Raw genomic sequence first — 16411 nt, 5'->3', positions numbered from 1 at the left:
GTCGATCCGGGGGGCGCGATGTCTGAAGCAATGTGTCGGCTATCCGTACGGACCGACGGTGAACGCACCAGCGACACCACCGATCTGGTGCTGCCTGCGGGCGCCGCTGTGGACGCGTTGCTCCCTGACATCGTGGCGCTGGCACATCCGCGCGCGCCGGAAGGCGTGAGCTGGCACCTGAGCCGGGCCGCCGGGGATCCGATCGACGAGTCATTGTCGTTGCGGCAAAACGGAGTTCACGACGGTGACATCCTGGAGCTGCGGCGAAGCACGGTGCCGGAGTTCGGCACGCTGCGGAGGCACACGGCGACCATGGCCGCCGACCAGGCGCCTCACGATGCCACCGGCCATCTGGTCGGGCCCGTGCTCTGTCTGTGGGCGGTGACCGCCGCGTCCGTGCTGCTGCTCTGGTCTGCTGCGCGCGGCGACCACTTCACGGCAGCCACTGTCGGTTGCGGTGGTGCGCTGGCCGCAGTGGCGATGTCGTGGCGGTCCGGCCGGGCGGCGTGGCCGGCCGCCGCCGTCGTGCTCGCTTTCGCGGCGGGTTTCTCGGCCGTACCGGGTGGCCTGGCGGCGCCCAACGTCCTGCTCGGATCGGCGACGGCGTTCGCGGTGGCCCTCGTTCTGCTACGGATCGGTGTGCTTCCCGTATCCGTTGCGGCCGTGGCCTTTACGATGCCGACGATGGTGGCGACCGTTGCGGCGAGCACGTGGTCGGTGCCGCTGGCCAATGCCGGGGTCGCCACCACGGTGGCGGCATTGGTGGTGCTGTCGGCCGCGCCGCGATGTGCCGTCACCGTCGCCGGACTCACGCCGCGCTCGGCGACGGTCACCGACGGCGATCCGCAACGGATCGAGCTGGCGCAGCGGGTGCTCACGGCGATGGTCGTGGGCGCGGCCGCTGCCGCGTCGGCCGGCGCCGTCGTGGTTGCAGTGGGCGCCTTCCATGAGTCCCGGACCGCGACGGTGGTGTTCATCTGGGTGGCGACGGCCGCGATTGCGCTGCGGGCACCGTCCTATCGGCATCCGGCACGGCGGTGGGCGGTCATGGTCGCGGGAATGGTCTGTACCACTGCGGCTTTGGTCGTCACCGCGATGGCATTCCCCGGCTGGGCCGCCTGGCTCGGCGGCGGCGTCATCGCGGTGGTGCTGGGCGCTCAGCGGATCGGACGGGTGAGTGCCACGGTGGGCCGAAGCTTTGTACATCTCGAATACGTGGCACTGGTCGCCGTGCCGGCATGCGCATTCTGGGCCGCAGATGTTTTCCGCCTGGCGCGTGGCCTGTGAGCACTCTGCGACGGGTCGTCGCTGTCGCCTTGACGATCACCATCGCGTCGGCCGCTCCGTGCGCACATGCCATCGCGCCCAAACCGGTTGATCACAGCCAACTTCCCGGACCCGCGGCCCCGGCGCCGCCCGGTAGGACCGAACAATCGGACCGGTGTGCGACGGCGAAACCGGCCGAAGCTCGTCCCGCGCACCCTTTGGACATGCTGAATCTTGCTGCGGTGTGGCCGCTTTCCCGCGGCAGCGGACAGCTGGTGGCGGTGATCGACACCGGCGTGGCCCGGCACCGACTGCTCCCCCGCCTGGTCGCCGGCGGTGACTACGTCTCGTCTGGAGACGGTACGCAGGACTGCGACGGCCACGGTACGGCGATCGCCGGACTGATCGGCGCCGTTGCCCCGGACAACGGGACCTTCAGCGGTGCGGCACCCGACGCCACGATCCTGGCGATTCGACAGTCCAGCAACAAGTTCCGGCTGACCGAAGATCATGAGATATCAGGGGTGGGTGATGTCGAGACGCTCGCCCGTGCGGTGCGCTCGGCCGCCGACGCGGGCGCCACTGTCATCAACATCTCGTCGGTCGCCTGCATGCCCGCCGCGGACCCGCTCGATGACCGGTCGTTGGGCGCCGCCCTGGCCTATGCGGTCGATGTCCGCAATGTCGTGGTGGTCGCGGCGGCGGGCAACACGAGCGGTGACTGCGCGGGACAGAATCCGCCGTCCGATCCCAAACGGCCGGGCACGCCGGACTGGGACACGGTGCACACCGTCGTCAGCCCGGGCTGGTACGACGACTACGTGCTCACCGTCGGATCGGTCAGCCCGAACGGGACGCCGTCGCCATTCAGCCTGGCCGGACCCTGGGTCGACGTCGCCGCGCCCGGCGAGTCGGTGGTGTCACTGAGCGCGCAGGGCGACGGACTGGTCGACAGCCGGCCCGACGGGCGCCCGCTGTCGGGCAGCAGCTACGCCGCACCCGTCGTCAGTGGTGTTGTCGCACTGGTGCGTTCGCGACTGCCGCAATTGTCCGCCCGCCAGGTGATGGCCCGCATCGAAGACACCGCGCGCCACCCGGCCGACGGCTGGAACCCCCAGATCGGGCGTGGCGTCGTCGACCCACTGGCTGCGGTGAGCAGCGGTGTCCCGACACCCTCCCCCGCGCGGCTGTCGACCGCGCAGACAACGCACGCGCCCGGTCCCGACCACCGACCGTCGCGGCGCATCGCCTTCCTCGGCACCGCCATCTGCATCGCGGTGGCAGCTATCGCCGTGACCGGGCGCCGACGGTCACGCGGGAACTCACCCTGACCAACAAGGACCTCGTCCTGCCCACCACCGAGTATCTTGAGTTTCTTCAGCACCACGGCATCCCAGCCGATCAGGCCGCTACCGGAAGTCAGGCATCGATCGCCCGGCACAACACCGTCGAGACACCCCTGTTCGCAAAGAGCTTCGAATGTAGGACGCTCGCCACGACCCGATGAGACCACCAATGACCCAATTGATCGACGCGCACGCCGTCACCGACGACGTGCTGGCCCGCTTTCACGAGTTCCTGGGACCCGACGCGCAGCGGTACCGCAACCACGTCTATCGCTGCCTCAACTACCAGCGAATACTGTTGCAGTTGAACGTGATTCCCGACGATGTCGCACTGGCGTGGGCCCTGCACGACATCGGCGTCTGGACCACCGGCTGGGACTACATCGAACCGTCACTTCAGTACGTCGATGAGTTGGCATCGGCCTACGGCGTCGACAACGTCGAGCGCGCCCGACAGATGGTCGAGTGGCATCACAAGCTGCGTCCCTGCGAGGACCGGTGGACCGAGACTTTTCGCGTCGCGGATCGCATCGACCTATCACGCGGACTCATCCGCAGCGGAGTGCCCCGCGCCGACATCGCCCAAGTCGTGCAAGCATTCCCGTATCTCGGCTTTCAGGCACTGCTTGTTCGGACCGCCGCAAGCTGGACCCTGAAGCACCCGCTGCACCCCATGCCGATGCTGCGCTGGTAGTTCGAAATGCGCGATGCTCGCCCAAGCCTCCAGAGAAGCCAGCGATAGGTGTACCGCGGTCAGCTGTGACGCTTTGCAGAACTGAGCCAGCCCGCGGACGCCGGCCGATTGATCAGAAGACGCGAATCCAGTCGATCAGCATCTCGGCCGGGTATTGGCCGCCACCTGGTTCGCGGCCGCCCGAGCCACCCACCGCGAGGTTGAACACCGGGACCAGGGTGTAACCCGGATCGTTGAACGGCCAATCGTCCAGCGAATTGGCCGGCACCGACCAGAACGGCTCCATGCCCGGCGCGTAGTCCTTCCAGAAGTACATTCCGCTGGGCTGCCAGGTCATTCGATAGGTATGCCAACCGCTGTCGAACGGGTGCGGGTCAGTGGCGAACGACGTCCCGTCCAACCGGGCGTGCACGGTGGTCCCCGATGGCCAATCCCGGTTGCCGTACCACTCCACCAGATCGACCTCGCCACCGCGAGCCGGATCGTCGTTGAGCAGCCAGAAAGCGGGCCAGGCACCGTCGGTCAGGCAATTCAGCTTGACCCGAGCCTCCCACGTCGTGCCGATGCCACCGCGCCAGTTACCGACGATCTTGGCGCTGGCATAACGCTCCTGAATGTTCGCACCGGGGCCTCGGGTCGCTCGGATGACCAAGTTGCCCTTGCCGTCCTGGAACACGTGCTCCTGGTCGGTCACGTATCGGCCCATGTTGTACGGCTGATCCCACTCGACAGGATTCCGGATGACCTCACGCTCGGGCACGATGAACCACCACGCCGGATCCGGCGGCGCGCCCGCGGGGCCGTTGAATTCGTCTTGGAACAGCATCGCCGGCGCGCCGGCCGACCCTGCAGGTGCGGCGGGGGCGAATCCAGGGCCCGGCGACACCGCGTTCGGCTGGGCTCCGGCCTTGGCCGGGGGCAGCACGGCCGCAGCCACGCCCAGCCCGGCCATCATCATGACGCTACGGCGATCCATATCGGGCACTCCGAAATCTTAGGCGATGCAACTAAAATTGTGCCGGTCTCGCGTCCAGGACACGCCATCCCGCCGTCCAGCGAGGAGGGGCACCGCCCGCAAATGGCGCGGACCCCAAGAGTCCTAATCGTCAGGATCAGACTGATTTCGATCCTCCCACCCCGTCGGGACTGTCAATACGCTCAACTGCGAAGGCAAGCCGTCAGCAACGCGAACAGGAGAATCTGCGCGTGACCGTCACCGACGAATACCTCGCCAACAATCAGGCGTACGCCGAGTCCTTCACCGGCCCGCTGCCTCTACCCCCGAGCAAGCACGTCGCGGTCGTCGCCTGCATGGACGCCCGACTGGACGTGTACCGCATCCTGGGAGTCAGAGAGGGTGAGGCGCACGTCATCCGCAACGCTGGCGGCGTCATCACCGACGACGAAATCCGTTCTCTGGCGATCAGCCAACGGCTGCTGGGCACCAGAGAGATCATCCTGATTCATCACACGGACTGCGGCATGCTGACTTTCACCGATGACGACTTCAAGAAGGCCATACAGGACGAAACCGGCCTGAAACCCGCATGGGCCGCCGAAGCCTTTTCTGACATCGCTGAGGACGTGCGCCAGTCGCTGCGCCGCATCGAGGCCAACCCGTTCGTGACCAAACACGAATCGTTGCGGGGCTTCATCTTCGACGTGGCGACCGGCAAGCTCAACGAGGTGGCCGTCTGAAACGCGAAGGCGAACGCCACGAATCGTGGACTACGACATCATCGCCGCTTTCGATCGGGTCGGCGATACTCGGCGTGTGCTGGCCCGGCGGGCCGCTCGATTAGAAGGATAGGAATTCTCAAAATTCTGTCACTTTGCAATCGCTATGAAGACGTCGTCGAGGGCCCTCGGTCGGCCGGCCCGTCGAGCGGTCGCACGTGAGGCGTGGTTATGGCGGTCGATGGTGCCGATCAGCAGCTGGTCGGTATCCGTGGCAACGCAGTGAGCCCAGGCGCTTTGCGCTGAGGCCGCGTACCGGTGGCCTGCGTGAGCATCGCTGATGACTTCCTCGTTGATTTCCTCACCAGTGATCCACCCGATCGCGCCGGGCGCGATGGCGAGGACACCGATCGTTGTGTCCTGACGGCGCACGGCGCGGAGCTGATCGCTACGGTGCCAGTACCGCAGCTCATCTGGTGTTGCGATGGACAGGTTGTTGGCCAGAGTCGGGTCCGTGGCGGCCACAGCGGCATAGCGAGCTTCGACGAGCGCGATGGCGTCCTCGGGATCCTCGAAACGGTCGAGGACGACGCGGCCGTCGGCAGGGGGCATGTCCCGGTATCGGGCGAGGTGAATCGTCTCGTCGAGGATGACCCCTGGTCTACCGGTGAGGAGCCCGGGCGCGGTACGTAGGCGCAGGTAGCGTGGGCTGAAGACTGACCATTCGCCCAGTACGCAGTCGGCGAGGGCGTCGAGGTCGTCGAAGCTGTGGGCGAGGACGTCGACGAACGGGCGGGCGATGTTGCGTGAGTAGAACCGGATCCCGCCGAGCAGCTCGCCGAGAGTGGTGCGAACGTGGCGGTGGGCGTACTCCAGTGGCCCGATGCCCGGTAGCTGGACATGTGCGGCGAAGTCCTGGGCGAAGTCGACATCGTGGACCAGGCGGACCTGCTCAGCGAGCCAGTCGGCGACCTTCTGTTCGCCTACGGGTGAGCTGTACAGTTCGTTGGCCAGCGCGACCTGATCGTTCAACGACGGCCAATGAGCGAGTGCTTCCACTCGACACAGCATCCACACGCGCAATGGCGAAGCCAACAGATTTTCGGGGCAGCGGCGGCGCCGGTTAGGGCAATCCACCACCGTCATCCGCTTCAAGTTTGACTGCCTACCTACTAGAAGGTAGGCTGCGAATCGTGGCACAATCTCCATCGACGGCAGACGAAATCCTTGCTCATGCAAGACGTTTCATCATCGCTGGGGGATACAACGGATTCAGCTACGCCGATATCGCGAACGAAATCGGCATCCGCAAGCCGAGCATTCACCACCACTTCGCCACCAAGGCCGATCTGGTCTGCGCAGTGGTGAGCCGTTACCGACAGGAGGCCCTCTCCGGACTGGCCGAGATAGAACGCCACGTCGACGATCCCGTCGGCAGGCTCCGCAGCTATGTCGATTACTGGCGTACCTGCATCGCCGACGCGACGCATCCGTTTTGTGTCTGCGCCCTTCTGGCCGCCGAACTTCCTTCCCTCCCAGAACAAGTCGCCAACGAGGTGGCCGCTCACTTTCGCGCACTGTCGGCGTGGCTGACGTCGGTTCTCGAACGCGGCGCCGAGCAGAAACTGATTCGAATCGAGACAAGTCCCCGCGTCGACGCGGAGATGTTCATGGCCACGGTGCACGGCGCGATGCTGTCCGCCCGCGCCTACGGCGATGCCAAGATGTTCGCTACCGTCACAACCCCTCTGGTCAACCGACTCGACGCTTCGGGCACCGCACCGGCGGCAACTTTGTGACCACGGCGTCATTGCCGGCAACGAACAGGCCGCCGAAGCGCCATCAGCCGCCGGCAAGCAACGCGCCGCACCCCGCCGAAGCCGATTCGTCGCAGCTATCCATTCCCAACGCTCCACCGCGGATCATCTGAATCCCAAGATGCCCGCGCCAAATCCATTGCGGTGCAGTGGATTGCCCCGGCGTCGGGATGCTCGTCCGCACCCATCGAGAGGACACAATCATGTCGATTCAGCAAGCAAGCCTGTCTGAGCCCAACCGCGAGCAGTGGTTGAGGACCTATTACTTCGTTCGCGCGGCCGCCTCGTTCGCGTGGGTTGCCGTCGCGCTAACGCTCGCGCAGCACAGCCTTACGCTGGCCTCGGGGTGGCTCATCCTCTATCCGCTATGGGACGCCGCCGCGAATTTCTGGGATGCCGCGCGAAGCGGTGGACCGGCGCAAAACCGCAGCCAGTTGATCAACGTTGCGGTCAGTCTGATCGTCACCATCGTGGCTGCCTACGCCCTGCTCGCAGGTACGACGTGGGTACTCGCCGTCTTCGGCGCGTGGGCCACCCTTGCCGGTCTGTTGCAACTCATCACCGCCATTCGACGTTGGAAGGTCGGCGCGCAATGGGCGATGGCACTCAGCGGCGGCCAATCGGCGCTCGTCGGGGGCCTGTTCATCACCCAGGCCCACACGCCGACCATCGAGTCGGCCAAGACCCTTGCCGGATACGCGGCGATGGGCGCGATCTACTTTCTCATTTCAGCAGTCTGGTTGACGGTTAAGGCCAGCCGCGCCAAGGCAATTCCCGCCCCGCACGACGGGGACGCACGCACCGCGAAGCTCAGTCGACGGTCACGGGGCTAGCGGATCGAACGTCGTTGTCGCCGTGGCCAATTCGGACATGACATCGGCGACATCTTTGCGGCGTCGCCAGGCCCGACGCTGCCGCATGGCCCCGTTGCCCTGCTCGGCGATGCGGGCCAACTCGTCGCGGCCCATGTCGTAGTCACCCAGCGCTTCGAGGGCCGGGCGGAGGTGCTCGATGAATCCGGCGAGCAGAACCCGGGCCGGCGCCATCGAGCAGTCGCCCGCCAAGTCGATCGCCTCGCCGTCGAGGCCGTCATGCGCCGCCTTCCAGTGCGCGGCCCGCAGCGTCCAATCAGCAAGGCGTGGCACCGGTTCCCCGCGCTCGCCCGCGTCCAGCGCCGTCATCACCGCGGCCCGGATGAGCGTGGCCAGTAACACGGTCTCGGCCACTGTTGCCGGCACATCGGCCACGCGCACCTCGACGGTCGGGAAATTGGCAGACGGCCGCACATCCCAATAGAGCATGCCGTCGTCGAGCACCGCACCGGCCCGCGTCAGGGTGTTGGTGACGGCGTCGTAGTCCTCGACCGAGTCGAAGTATGGTGGCGGTCCGGCGCTCGGCCAGCGGGTCCACAGCACGCCCCGGAAGCTGGCGTAACCGCTGTCGGTGTTGCGGTAGATCGCGGAGTTCGCGCTCAGCGCGAGGAGCAGGTGCAGATAGGGCCGAAGCCGGTTACTGACGTCGACGGCCGCCGCCCGACTGGGCACCTCGACGTGCACGTGACACCCGCAGATGCCCTGTTCATGAGCGATCATGCCGAACCGATCGGCGATGCGGGCATACCGCTCTTTGGTTGTCACCGGGAACGCGTGCGGCACCGTCGGCGGTAGCGCGACGGCCAGCAGCCGCGCCCGCTGCGCTTCCGCCGACTCGGTGGCGACGCGACGCAGCCGGGTCAGTTCCGCACGCAGATCGCCGCTGGTGGTCATCACCGCGGTGGTGGTCTCGACCTGGCACCTGGTCAACTCGAGCTGTAGGTCGACACCGCGCGCGGCCGCATATTCCGCGACCGCCTGGTTGCGCGGTAGGGGCGCACCGTCACGGTGATCGACGAGGAGAAACTCCTCCTCCACCCCGAAAGTCGGCACGTCGGTCATGGCACCCGGAATGCCCCCGAGGCCACCATGGCAAACCTGCCGCGGCGCTACGGCGACAGGCCGTCGCGCAGCACCTCGGCCGCCGCCACACTCAATTCGGGCCCGCCCGGCAACCGGGCCAGCAGCGGCCACGGTGCGGGCAGCGGCGCACCCTCCACCCCGAGATACTTCGCCGTCTCGGCACCGTGGATGCCGTACCGCACGCCACTGTCCGTCACCAGGTACAGCGGTCCGGTCACCGATCCACCGGTCACCCCGGTGGCGTGCACGTACGCATACCGGCCCGGCGGTAATGCCACGGCATCGATGTTCGGACCGTCGCCGTCCTCCTGCGCCAGCGCCACCGCGGCCGCGGCCGCATCCAGTTTCCCTTGCACGACAAAGGTATCCGCGCGGTCGCCGTCGGCGCGCCAGCGGGCGCAGACCGGGGCCTCGCTCGGCAGTGGCGGGCTCGCCTGGTCCGGAAACGTCGACACCGCAAGATCGTGGACCGCGGGAATGGTGGCGATGGCCGCCGGCGGCACGGTGCGAAGGTCGCCGTCGGCCACGGCATGGGTGAACCGGATGACGTCGGCCGCCACGTCGCCGACGCGCTGCAGACCGCCACTGAGGACCACGTGATGTTCGGGAGCGTCGGCGCGGCTCACCCGCAGCACCTGCCCGACGACGAAGCCGCCCGGCCCCGTCCTCCCGAGCCCCGGAATCGACGGCGCGGTGATCGCGGGCAGCTCGGGCAGCAGGTCGAGGAATGATCGCGACACCGGCCGGGGCGTCACGCCGTCGAGCCGCAGCGCCCGGACCACCGCGAGGTCACGCAGGTCCACCGCGGCGCGCTTGCCGCCGTACAGCAGATACGTGGCGGCCAGGTGCTCACCCGCCGCCGTCGCCAAGATGGGCCGCGCACCGTCAGGTCCGATCGTGTCCGTACCGGCGATCAGTACCGTCGGTCCGCTGTCACACACCTGCCACGACGCCGCCTCGAGCGGCTGGCCCAATTGTGCTGGCGCACCTGGGATCCCGACGAACGGGCCGCGCGGCGCGCCCGCGATCGCCTCGGCGTCGACCGCTACCGGATTGGCTGCGGACTTGGCGACGAGCCGCGCGGACGCGAGATTCAGGGCGGGATGCCACGTCGACCCGATCCGGACGTACAGCGCGCCGGTGTCCCGGACCATGACGATCGGCGCGTCCCCCAGCCGGCCCGCCGGTGACGCGATCGCGAGGACCGCACATACCGCCACCGCCAGCAGCCCGGCGAGCCAGCCCGCCGCGTACGAAATCGATTGCGCGCGAACCGGTTCGTCGACCATCACCGCGTCGCCACGCACCAGTGCGTGGATCAGCCGCCGCGTCTGAAAGCGCCGGCCGCTGGCCTCCAGTTGCGCGCCCTGCCCCCGAGCCATGTCCATCCCCCGGCTAGCAGCCTAACCGCGGGCAGACGCATGCCCCGACACCAATTCTCGCCAGGGATTTGTGCACGATTTTCCGCGCCAACCGCGGAAAACCGTGCACAAATCCCTAGGAGACGTCGACCCAGTCCAGGGTGCGGCCGACGGCCTTCTGCCAGCCGGCGTACCCGGTGGAGCGCTGGCCGTCGTCCCACGACGGCGCCCAGCGCTTGTGCTCCTGCCAGTTGGCGCGCAGCTCGTCGGGGTTCGACCAGAAGCCGACACCGAGCCCGGCGGCGTAGGCCGCGCCGAGCGCAGTGGTCTCGGCGACAACGGGTTTCACCACTTCGACGCCCAGCACGTCGGCCTGGATCTGCATGCACAGTTCGTTGGCGGTGATGCCGCCGTCGACCTTGAGTACCTCGAGGTGGACGCCGGAGTCCGCGGCCATGGCGTCGACGACGTCGCGGCTCTGGTAGCAGATGGCTTCGAGTGTGGCCCGGGCGATGTGGGCGTTGGTGTTGAACCGCGACAGGCCGACGATCGCGCCGCGGGCGTCCGAACGCCAGTACGGCGCAAAGAGTCCCGAGAACGCCGGCACGAAGTAGACGCCGCCGTTGTCCTCGACCTGGCGGGCGAGCGTCTCGCTGTCGGAGGCCCCCGCGATGATGCCCAACTGATCTCGCAGCCACTGCACGGCCGATCCGGTGACGGCAATCGAACCCTCAAGGGCGTAAACAGGTTTCGCGTCACCGAACCGGTAACACACCGTCGTGAGCAGCCCGTGCTCGGAGCGCACGATCTTCTCGCCGGTGTTGAGCAGCAGGAAATTGCCTGTGCCATAGGTGTTCTTGGCTTCGCCCGCCGACAGACACACCTGCCCGACCATGGCGGCCTGCTGGTCGCCGAGGATGCCGGTGACGGGTACCGGCGCACCGAGCGGGCCGTCGGCCGCGGTCAGCCCGTAGGGCTCCGACACCGACGACGACGCGATGGTCGGCAACATCTGGCGTGGAATCCCGAAGAACGACAACAGTTCGTCGTCCCAGTCGAGGGTCTCGAGGTTCATCAGCATGGTGCGGCTGGCGTTGGTGACGTCGGTGACGTGCACGCCGCCGCGCGTGCCGCCGGTCAGGTTCCACAGCACCCAGGTGTCGCACGTGCCGAAGATCGCGTCACCGCGTTCGGCGGCCTCCCGCACGCCGTCGACGTTCTCGAGGATCCATTGGATCTTGCCGCCGGAGAAGTAGGTCGCCGGCGGCAGGCCGGCCTTGCGGCGGATGACGTCGCCGTGGCCGTCGCGTTCCAGGGCCGAGGCGATGCGGTCGGTGCGGGTGTCCTGCCACACGATCGCGTGGTAGTACGGGCGGCCGGTGTGCTTGTTCCACACCATGGTCGTCTCACGCTGGTTGGTGATACCGAGCGCGACCAGATCGGACGCCGACAGCCGGGTCTTGTTCAGCGCGGTCTGCAGCACCGAGCCGGTGCGCTCCCAGATCTCGACGGGATTGTGCTCGACCCACCCGGCCCGCGGCAGGATCTGCTCGTGCTCGAGCTGGTGGCGTCCGACCTCGCGACCTGAGTGATCGAAGATCATCGCCCGGGTGCTGGTGGTGCCCTGGTCGATGGCCGCCACGAATTCGGCCAATGGCCCGTCCTTCCGCTCAAACGCTGCATCCGCTGTCGGACATCACGGTAGGAGACGCAGGCCTGTCACGCGATGCATTGCGGCAACCGGCGCGGGCGCGTCGGACGCCGAATGTCAGTTCTCGCGGGCGCGGCGTTCGCGGTACGCCGCGACGTGCTGGCGGTTCCCGCAGTTCCCGGTGTCGCAGAAGATGCGGGATCGGTTGCGCGACATGTCGATCAGCACCGCGGTGCAGTCCGACGCCGCACACGTCTTGAGCCGGCGCAGTTCACCGGCGCGGATCAGGTCGGCCAGGGCCATCGCCATCTCGGCGCCCATGCGCTGGGCGAGCGGGTCCTGGTCGGCCGCCAGGTGCAGGTGCCATTCCGGCATCTCGGGGTGTCGCGTCAGCCAGGGGTTGGCGCGGGTGTCACTGAGCAGGGCGTTGACCTGGCCGACCACCGCCTCCTCGTCGTCCGCCGCGGCCCACAGCAACCCGAGCCGTTCGCGCAGGGCCTGCACCGCGGCCAGCTCCGCGGTGTCCCGGTCGCGCCGGCCCGTCCAGCCGAAGTCGTTCAGATACCCGTCGAGGGCCGCCAGATCGGCCAGTTGGTCACCGTCGACCCGGTCGCTGTTGATCAACACACACGCCGCGCGCAGCGTGAGCTCCGTGTCATGACTGAAATTCATTTGACTCGTTACACCCGCCCTCCGTAGCGTCATGACCAATCCCAACTTCACTCATTACATCATCGGAGGTGGCCCGTGACTTTGTCGAACGGCACCGCGGCCGGCCACTTCCGGACCGGCATGATCTTCGCCGTCGCATCCGCCTTCACCTTCGGGATGGCGGGCGGCCTGGGCAAGTCCCTGATCGAAGCGGGCTGGAGCCCCACCGCCGCGGTGGTCGCCCGACTGACCGGCGGCGCGCTCATCATGGCCGTCGTCGCGACCATCCTGCGCCGGGGCTGGGTACGCGAAGCCCTGAGCCACAAAGGGACGGTCATCGCCTACGGCGCCATCCCGATCGCGGGCGCCCAGCTGTGCTACTTCAACGCCGTCACGTACCTGCCGGTCGGCGTGGCGCTACTGCTCGAGTACGCCGCGCCCCTGCTGGTCGTCGGCTGGGTGTGGGCCACGACCCGGCGCCGGCCCAGCACCCTCACGCTCGCCGGCGTCGCGATCGCCATCGCCGGCATCACGCTGGTGCTCGGCCTGGTCGGGCCTGGCAGCCACACCGCAGCCCAGATCAGCCTGGCCGGCATCGCGTGGGGCATGGGCGCCGCGGTCTGCGCCGCCTGCTACTTCGTCATGTCGGACAAGGCCAGCGCGGACGGCACCGGCCTGCACTCCGTCACCCTGGCCACCGGCGGCCTGATCGTCGGCGCCGCGGCGGTGGCACTGCTGGGTGTGTCGGGCGTCATGCCGCTCACCTTCACCAGCCACCCCACCACGCTGGCCGGCCTGTCGACGTCCTGGCTGGTCCCCGTCATCGCCCTGGCCATCGTGCCGACCGCGCTGGCCTACACCTTCGGCATCATGGGCATCGCCCGCCTGCAGCCCCGGTTCGCCTCACTGGTCGGCCTGTCCGAGGTGATGTTCGCCGTCCTGGCGGCCTGGGCACTGCTGGGTGAGGCCATCACCGGCATCCAATTGCTGGGTGGCGCGGTGGTGCTGGCCGGCCTGGCGCTTGCCCGCCAGGGCGACCGCGGCGAAGCGACCTGGCATGACGATTGGCCCGACAGTCCGGAGGGTTTGCCAGCAGGTCAAACAATTGGCCGTAGCTGAGCCCCATATGTGAAGATGGCCCGCGTGACCTTGCTCAGCATGTCGGTCCGAGTGGCCGCAATCGCCGCCACCGTCATCTCCGGAACCGCGCTGCTGCCGTCGGCACCCGCCCAGGCGGACCCCTGCCCGAACATCGAGGTGATCTTCGCCCGCGGCACGCACGACGACCCCGGCATGGGCCGCGTCGGCTCGGTCCTGGTCGACGCGCTGCAGCCCCTGGTCGGCAACCGCACCGTCACCGGCTACGCCGTCGAGTACCCGGCGTCCTACGACTTCCTCACCGCACAGGACGGCGCGACGGACGCGCAGAACCGCATCGCCTTGATGGCGCAGCAGTGCCCCAGCACCAAGATCGTGCTCGGTGGGTACTCGCAGGGCGCCGCGGTGGTAGACATGCTGGCCGGCGTTCCGCCGCTCGGCGACCGGGTCGGCGATGTCGGCTCGGCACCGCCGCTGCCCGCCGACCTCGCGAGCCGCGTCGCGGCGGCCGCCGTATTCGGTAACCCCTCAGCCAAATTCAGTCATCCGCTGGACTCCATGGGCCTGTTCTCGAACCGCTCGGTCGATCTGTGCCTGTGGGGCGACCCGATCTGCTCGCGCGGCCGAAACCCGTTCGCGCACTCGCGTTATGAGTCGTCCGAGTACATCGGGCAGGCCGCGCAGTTCATCGCATCCCGCGTCTGACCAGCCCTTGAGCGTCTGTCACCCGAACCACATCCGGCCTCGCGGTTAGGATTCGGTGTGATCATCAGTGCACTGCGCCGGGCCTTCGCCGGCACCGCAACCACCGTAGTCATGGCCGGCATCACAGTGCTGACGCCGCCTTCATTGGGTGCCGTCGGCACCGCCGCCGCTGCCAACTGCCCCGACATCGAGGTGACGTTCGCCCGCGGCACGTCCGAAGACCCCGGCCTGGGCCGGGTCGGCGGGGCGTTCGTGAATCAGTTGCGCAACAAGGTCGGTGGGCGCTCGGTCGGCGCCTACGCCGTCGTCTACCCGGCGTCGTACGACTTCCTGGCCGCCGCTGACGGTGCCAACGACGCCAGCGCCCACATCCAGTGGATGGCCGAGAACTGCCCGAACACCCGGCAGGTGCTCGGCGGCTATTCGCAGGGCGCCGCGGTGATGGACGTCATCGGCGCCATCCCGGTTCCGGGCATCGGTTTCAACAACCCGCTGCCCCCGGAGGCCGCGGGCCACGTCGCGGCGATCGCGGTGTTCGGCAATCCGTCCGCCAAGTTGGGTCTGCCGTTGACGGCGAGCCCGGTGTGGGGCGGCAAGGTCATCGACCTGTGCAATGCGGGGGATCCGATCTGCCAGACCGACGGTCAGAGTGTGCCCGCGCACAAGACCTATGCCGGCGGCCCGACCAACGAAGCCGCCGGCTTCGTCGCCGGATTGTTGTAAGGCTGGCATCATTTCTCGACGAGACCGTCAATTCGTCGGGATACCATCGGATTTGTGATTGGCCGCCGGACGCTCTGTGTGCTGATCACCGCTCTGACTGTCGGCGCCGCCCCAATGTCGGTGCTACTGACTGACATTGGGGTGGCGAATGCCGCTGCCACGTGCGCTCCCGCAGAGGTCGTGTTCGCCCGCGGCAGGATGGAGCCGCCCGGCCCCGGACAGGTTGGCGCCGCCTTCGTCACCGCGCTGCGCCAGCTCCGCGGCCCGAATATCGGTCTGTACCCGGTGAATTACCCGGCGGACACCCAGGTCGACATAGCCGCCAACGACATGAGCCGGCGCGTGCAATGGCTCGCCCGCAACTGCCCATCGACCAAAATCGTGCTCGGCGGTTACTCATTGGGCGCCGCCGCCACCGATCTGGTTATCGCCGTGCCCATTGCGGCGTTCACCTTCAACAGTCCCCTGCCCCGTGGCGCCGATCAGCACATCGCGGCCGTGGCGCTCTTCGGCAATGGCTCCAACTGGGCCCTGCCCATCTCCGCGCTGAGCCCGACGTACCAGAATCGGACCATCGACCTCTGCCATTCCGACGACCCGGTCTGTAATCCGAGCAGCCCCTACAAATGGCGTTCGGAATGGCAGGATCACCTCGCGCCGGGCTACATCAAGTCCGGCATGGTGAACCAGGCCGCGAAGTTCGTGGCTGCGCGTCTGTGATCCGCCGCTAGACTCCAGCCATGACCCCCCGCTCCGTCATGACGTCCGTCCGGTCTGCCGTCGCCCTGGCCGGCGCGGCAGCATCGGTTGCCACCGGGGTGGTGGCGGCGACGGTCGCAGCCCCCGCAGATGTCATCGGTGCCGCAGCGGCAGACCCGTGCCCGCAGGTCGAGGTGATCTTCGCGCGCGGCCGCAACGAGCGACCGGGCGTCGGCCGCGTGGGCGGCGCATTCGTCGACGCGCTGCGCGCCAAGACACCGCTGAATGTCGGGGTCTACGCGGTGAACTATCCCGCCAACGTCGAAATCGCCCAGGGCGCCAACGACATCAGCTCGCGCATCCAGGACATGGCGGGGCGGTGCCCCGACACCCGGCTGGTGATCGGCGGGTACTCGCTGGGCGCCGCATCGGCGGCCGTGGCATTGACCTCCGACAACCCGGGCTGGGGATTCAACAGGCCGCTGCCGCCGGGGATGGACTCCCATGTCGCCGCGGTGGCGCTGTTCGGCAACGTCACCCACCGGATGGGCGGCTCCAACATCAGCCCGATCTACCTGGATCGCACCATCGACCAGTGCAACGGCGCCGATCCCGTCTGCATGGACGGACTGCCGCAGACCATCGCCCAACTACAGGGCGACTGGCAGAACCACCTGCAGGACGGCTACATCGGGTCCGGCATGGTCAATCAGGCCGCCGATTTCGTCGCCGCCCGCCTGGCCCCGCCCCCACCGCCGGCACCGTGAG

The 16411-nt window shown here is 67.9% G+C and carries 17 protein-coding genes; 11 read left to right on the top strand and 6 right to left on the bottom strand.

The window, feature by feature from the left end:
• Positions 1-18: 18 nt before the first annotated feature.
• From eccD to H289_RS0114310, 3 genes are all read left to right on the top strand, one after another.
• Complete coding sequence (gene eccD / locus H289_RS0114320) at positions 19-1287, top strand: type VII secretion integral membrane protein EccD (RefSeq protein ID WP_081633411.1); 1269 nt, start codon at positions 19-21, stop codon at positions 1285-1287.
• Entirely contained in the window at positions 1239-2597 is a 1359-nt protein-coding gene (mycP, locus tag H289_RS0114315; protein WP_051128483.1) for a type VII secretion-associated serine protease mycosin, read from the top strand. Before eccD ends, mycP begins: the two co-directional genes overlap by 49 nt.
• Before the next feature lie 184 nt (positions 2598-2781).
• Complete coding sequence (locus H289_RS0114310) at positions 2782-3306, top strand: hypothetical protein (protein WP_020101480.1); 525 nt, start codon at positions 2782-2784, stop codon at positions 3304-3306.
• Positions 3307-3418: 112 nt separating this feature from the next.
• Here H289_RS0114310 and H289_RS0114305 read toward each other — a convergent pair whose 3' ends face one another.
• A complete protein-coding gene (locus tag H289_RS0114305) occupies positions 3419-4282 on the bottom strand; it encodes a glycoside hydrolase family 16 protein (protein WP_020101479.1) in 864 nt (287 codons plus the stop codon).
• A gap of 230 nt (positions 4283-4512) precedes the next feature.
• Between H289_RS0114305 and H289_RS0114300 the strand changes: the two genes are divergently transcribed.
• Positions 4513-5004 (top strand): beta-class carbonic anhydrase, encoded by a 492-nt coding sequence (locus H289_RS0114300; protein WP_020101478.1) that lies wholly within the window; start codon positions 4513-4515, stop codon positions 5002-5004.
• A 129-nt stretch (positions 5005-5133) separates the two neighbouring features.
• On the opposite strand, the gene H289_RS0114295 is transcribed toward H289_RS0114300, so the two are convergent.
• The gene (locus tag H289_RS0114295) at positions 5134-6042 is read right to left on the bottom strand and encodes a hypothetical protein (RefSeq protein ID WP_020101477.1); all 909 of its coding nucleotides are present in this window, start codon (positions 6040-6042) and stop codon (positions 5134-5136) included.
• Positions 6043-6176: 134 nt separating this feature from the next.
• Here H289_RS0114295 and H289_RS0114290 point away from each other — a divergent pair, with 134 nt between their 5' ends.
• Both H289_RS0114290 and H289_RS30535 read left to right on the top strand, forming a co-directional pair.
• Positions 6177-6782 (top strand): TetR/AcrR family transcriptional regulator, encoded by a 606-nt coding sequence (locus tag H289_RS0114290; RefSeq protein ID WP_020101476.1) that lies wholly within the window; start codon positions 6177-6179, stop codon positions 6780-6782.
• A 221-nt stretch (positions 6783-7003) separates the two neighbouring features.
• Positions 7004-7633, top strand: coding sequence for a DUF308 domain-containing protein (locus H289_RS30535; RefSeq protein ID WP_196810035.1), 630 nt, complete (start codon positions 7004-7006; stop codon positions 7631-7633).
• Here the strand turns inward: H289_RS30535 and H289_RS0114280 are convergent.
• The 4 genes from H289_RS0114280 to H289_RS0114265 all read right to left on the bottom strand — a co-directional run bounded on the left by H289_RS0114280 (position 7622) and on the right by H289_RS0114265 (position 12439).
• Positions 7622-8734 (bottom strand): glutamate--cysteine ligase 2, encoded by a 1113-nt coding sequence (locus tag H289_RS0114280; RefSeq protein WP_020101474.1) that lies wholly within the window; start codon positions 8732-8734, stop codon positions 7622-7624. The two genes, H289_RS30535 and H289_RS0114280, sit on opposite strands and share 12 nt — an antisense overlap.
• A 47-nt stretch (positions 8735-8781) precedes the next feature.
• Positions 8782-10137, bottom strand: a complete 1356-nt coding sequence (eccB, locus tag H289_RS0114275) for a type VII secretion protein EccB (protein WP_029105231.1) — start codon at positions 10135-10137, stop codon at positions 8782-8784.
• A gap of 115 nt (positions 10138-10252) precedes the next feature.
• Positions 10253-11770, bottom strand: coding sequence for a glycerol kinase GlpK (gene glpK / locus H289_RS0114270; RefSeq protein ID WP_020101472.1), 1518 nt, complete (start codon positions 11768-11770; stop codon positions 10253-10255).
• Between the two features lie 114 nt (positions 11771-11884).
• Complete coding sequence (locus H289_RS0114265) at positions 11885-12439, bottom strand: CGNR zinc finger domain-containing protein (protein WP_020101471.1); 555 nt, start codon at positions 12437-12439, stop codon at positions 11885-11887.
• 120 nt (positions 12440-12559) lie between these two features.
• Here H289_RS0114265 and H289_RS0114260 point away from each other — a divergent pair, with 120 nt between their 5' ends.
• The 5 genes from H289_RS0114260 (at position 12560) to H289_RS0114240 (ending at position 16410) form a co-directional block, all read left to right on the top strand.
• Positions 12560-13537 (top strand): EamA family transporter, encoded by a 978-nt coding sequence (locus tag H289_RS0114260; protein ID WP_051128499.1) that lies wholly within the window; start codon positions 12560-12562, stop codon positions 13535-13537.
• A 15-nt stretch (positions 13538-13552) separates the two neighbouring features.
• Positions 13553-14221 (top strand): cutinase family protein, encoded by a 669-nt coding sequence (locus tag H289_RS0114255; RefSeq protein ID WP_029105230.1) that lies wholly within the window; start codon positions 13553-13555, stop codon positions 14219-14221.
• 111 nt (positions 14222-14332) lie between these two features.
• The gene (locus tag H289_RS0114250; RefSeq protein ID WP_051128498.1) at positions 14333-14944 is read left to right on the top strand and encodes a cutinase family protein; all 612 of its coding nucleotides are present in this window, start codon (positions 14333-14335) and stop codon (positions 14942-14944) included.
• Positions 14945-15058: 114 nt separating this feature from the next.
• Entirely contained in the window at positions 15059-15664 is a 606-nt protein-coding gene (locus tag H289_RS0114245) for a cutinase family protein (RefSeq protein WP_051128497.1), read from the top strand.
• Positions 15665-15684: 20 nt separating this feature from the next.
• On the top strand, positions 15685-16410 hold the full coding sequence (locus H289_RS0114240) for a cutinase family protein (protein ID WP_036420510.1): 726 nt from the start codon (positions 15685-15687) through the stop codon (positions 16408-16410).
• Position 16411: the final 1 nt, after the last annotated feature.

The sequence above is a fragment of the Mycobacterium sp. 360MFTsu5.1 genome (genome assembly GCF_000383495.1).
Classification (GTDB): domain Bacteria; phylum Actinomycetota; class Actinomycetes; order Mycobacteriales; family Mycobacteriaceae; genus Mycobacterium; species Mycobacterium mucogenicum_B.
Note: the sequence above shows the minus strand (reverse complement) of the source record. Positions and strands in the feature narration are given on the sequence as shown.

Coding starts and splice junctions, on each gene's coding strand:
- H289_RS0114310 (WP_020101480.1), top strand. CDS start 2,782: ATGACCCAATTGATCGACGCGCACGCCGTCACCGACGACGTGCTGGCC.
- eccB (WP_029105231.1), bottom strand. CDS start 10,137: ATGGCTCGGGGGCAGGGCGCGCAACTGGAGGCCAGCGGCCGGCGCTTT.
- H289_RS0114305 (WP_020101479.1), bottom strand. CDS start 4,282: ATGGATCGCCGTAGCGTCATGATGATGGCCGGGCTGGGCGTGGCTGCG.
- H289_RS0114245 (WP_051128497.1), top strand. CDS start 15,059: ATGTCGGTGCTACTGACTGACATTGGGGTGGCGAATGCCGCTGCCACG.
- H289_RS0114260 (WP_051128499.1), top strand. CDS start 12,560: ATGATCTTCGCCGTCGCATCCGCCTTCACCTTCGGGATGGCGGGCGGC.
- H289_RS0114265 (WP_020101471.1), bottom strand. CDS start 12,439: ATGAATTTCAGTCATGACACGGAGCTCACGCTGCGCGCGGCGTGTGTG.
- H289_RS0114255 (WP_029105230.1), top strand. CDS start 13,553: ATGGCCCGCGTGACCTTGCTCAGCATGTCGGTCCGAGTGGCCGCAATC.
- mycP (WP_051128483.1), top strand. CDS start 1,239: ATGCGCATTCTGGGCCGCAGATGTTTTCCGCCTGGCGCGTGGCCTGTG.
- H289_RS0114250 (WP_051128498.1), top strand. CDS start 14,333: ATGGCCGGCATCACAGTGCTGACGCCGCCTTCATTGGGTGCCGTCGGC.
- eccD (WP_081633411.1), top strand. CDS start 19: ATGTCTGAAGCAATGTGTCGGCTATCCGTACGGACCGACGGTGAACGC.
- H289_RS0114280 (WP_020101474.1), bottom strand. CDS start 8,734: ATGACCGACGTGCCGACTTTCGGGGTGGAGGAGGAGTTTCTCCTCGTC.
- H289_RS30535 (WP_196810035.1), top strand. CDS start 7,004: ATGTCGATTCAGCAAGCAAGCCTGTCTGAGCCCAACCGCGAGCAGTGG.
- H289_RS0114240 (WP_036420510.1), top strand. CDS start 15,685: ATGACCCCCCGCTCCGTCATGACGTCCGTCCGGTCTGCCGTCGCCCTG.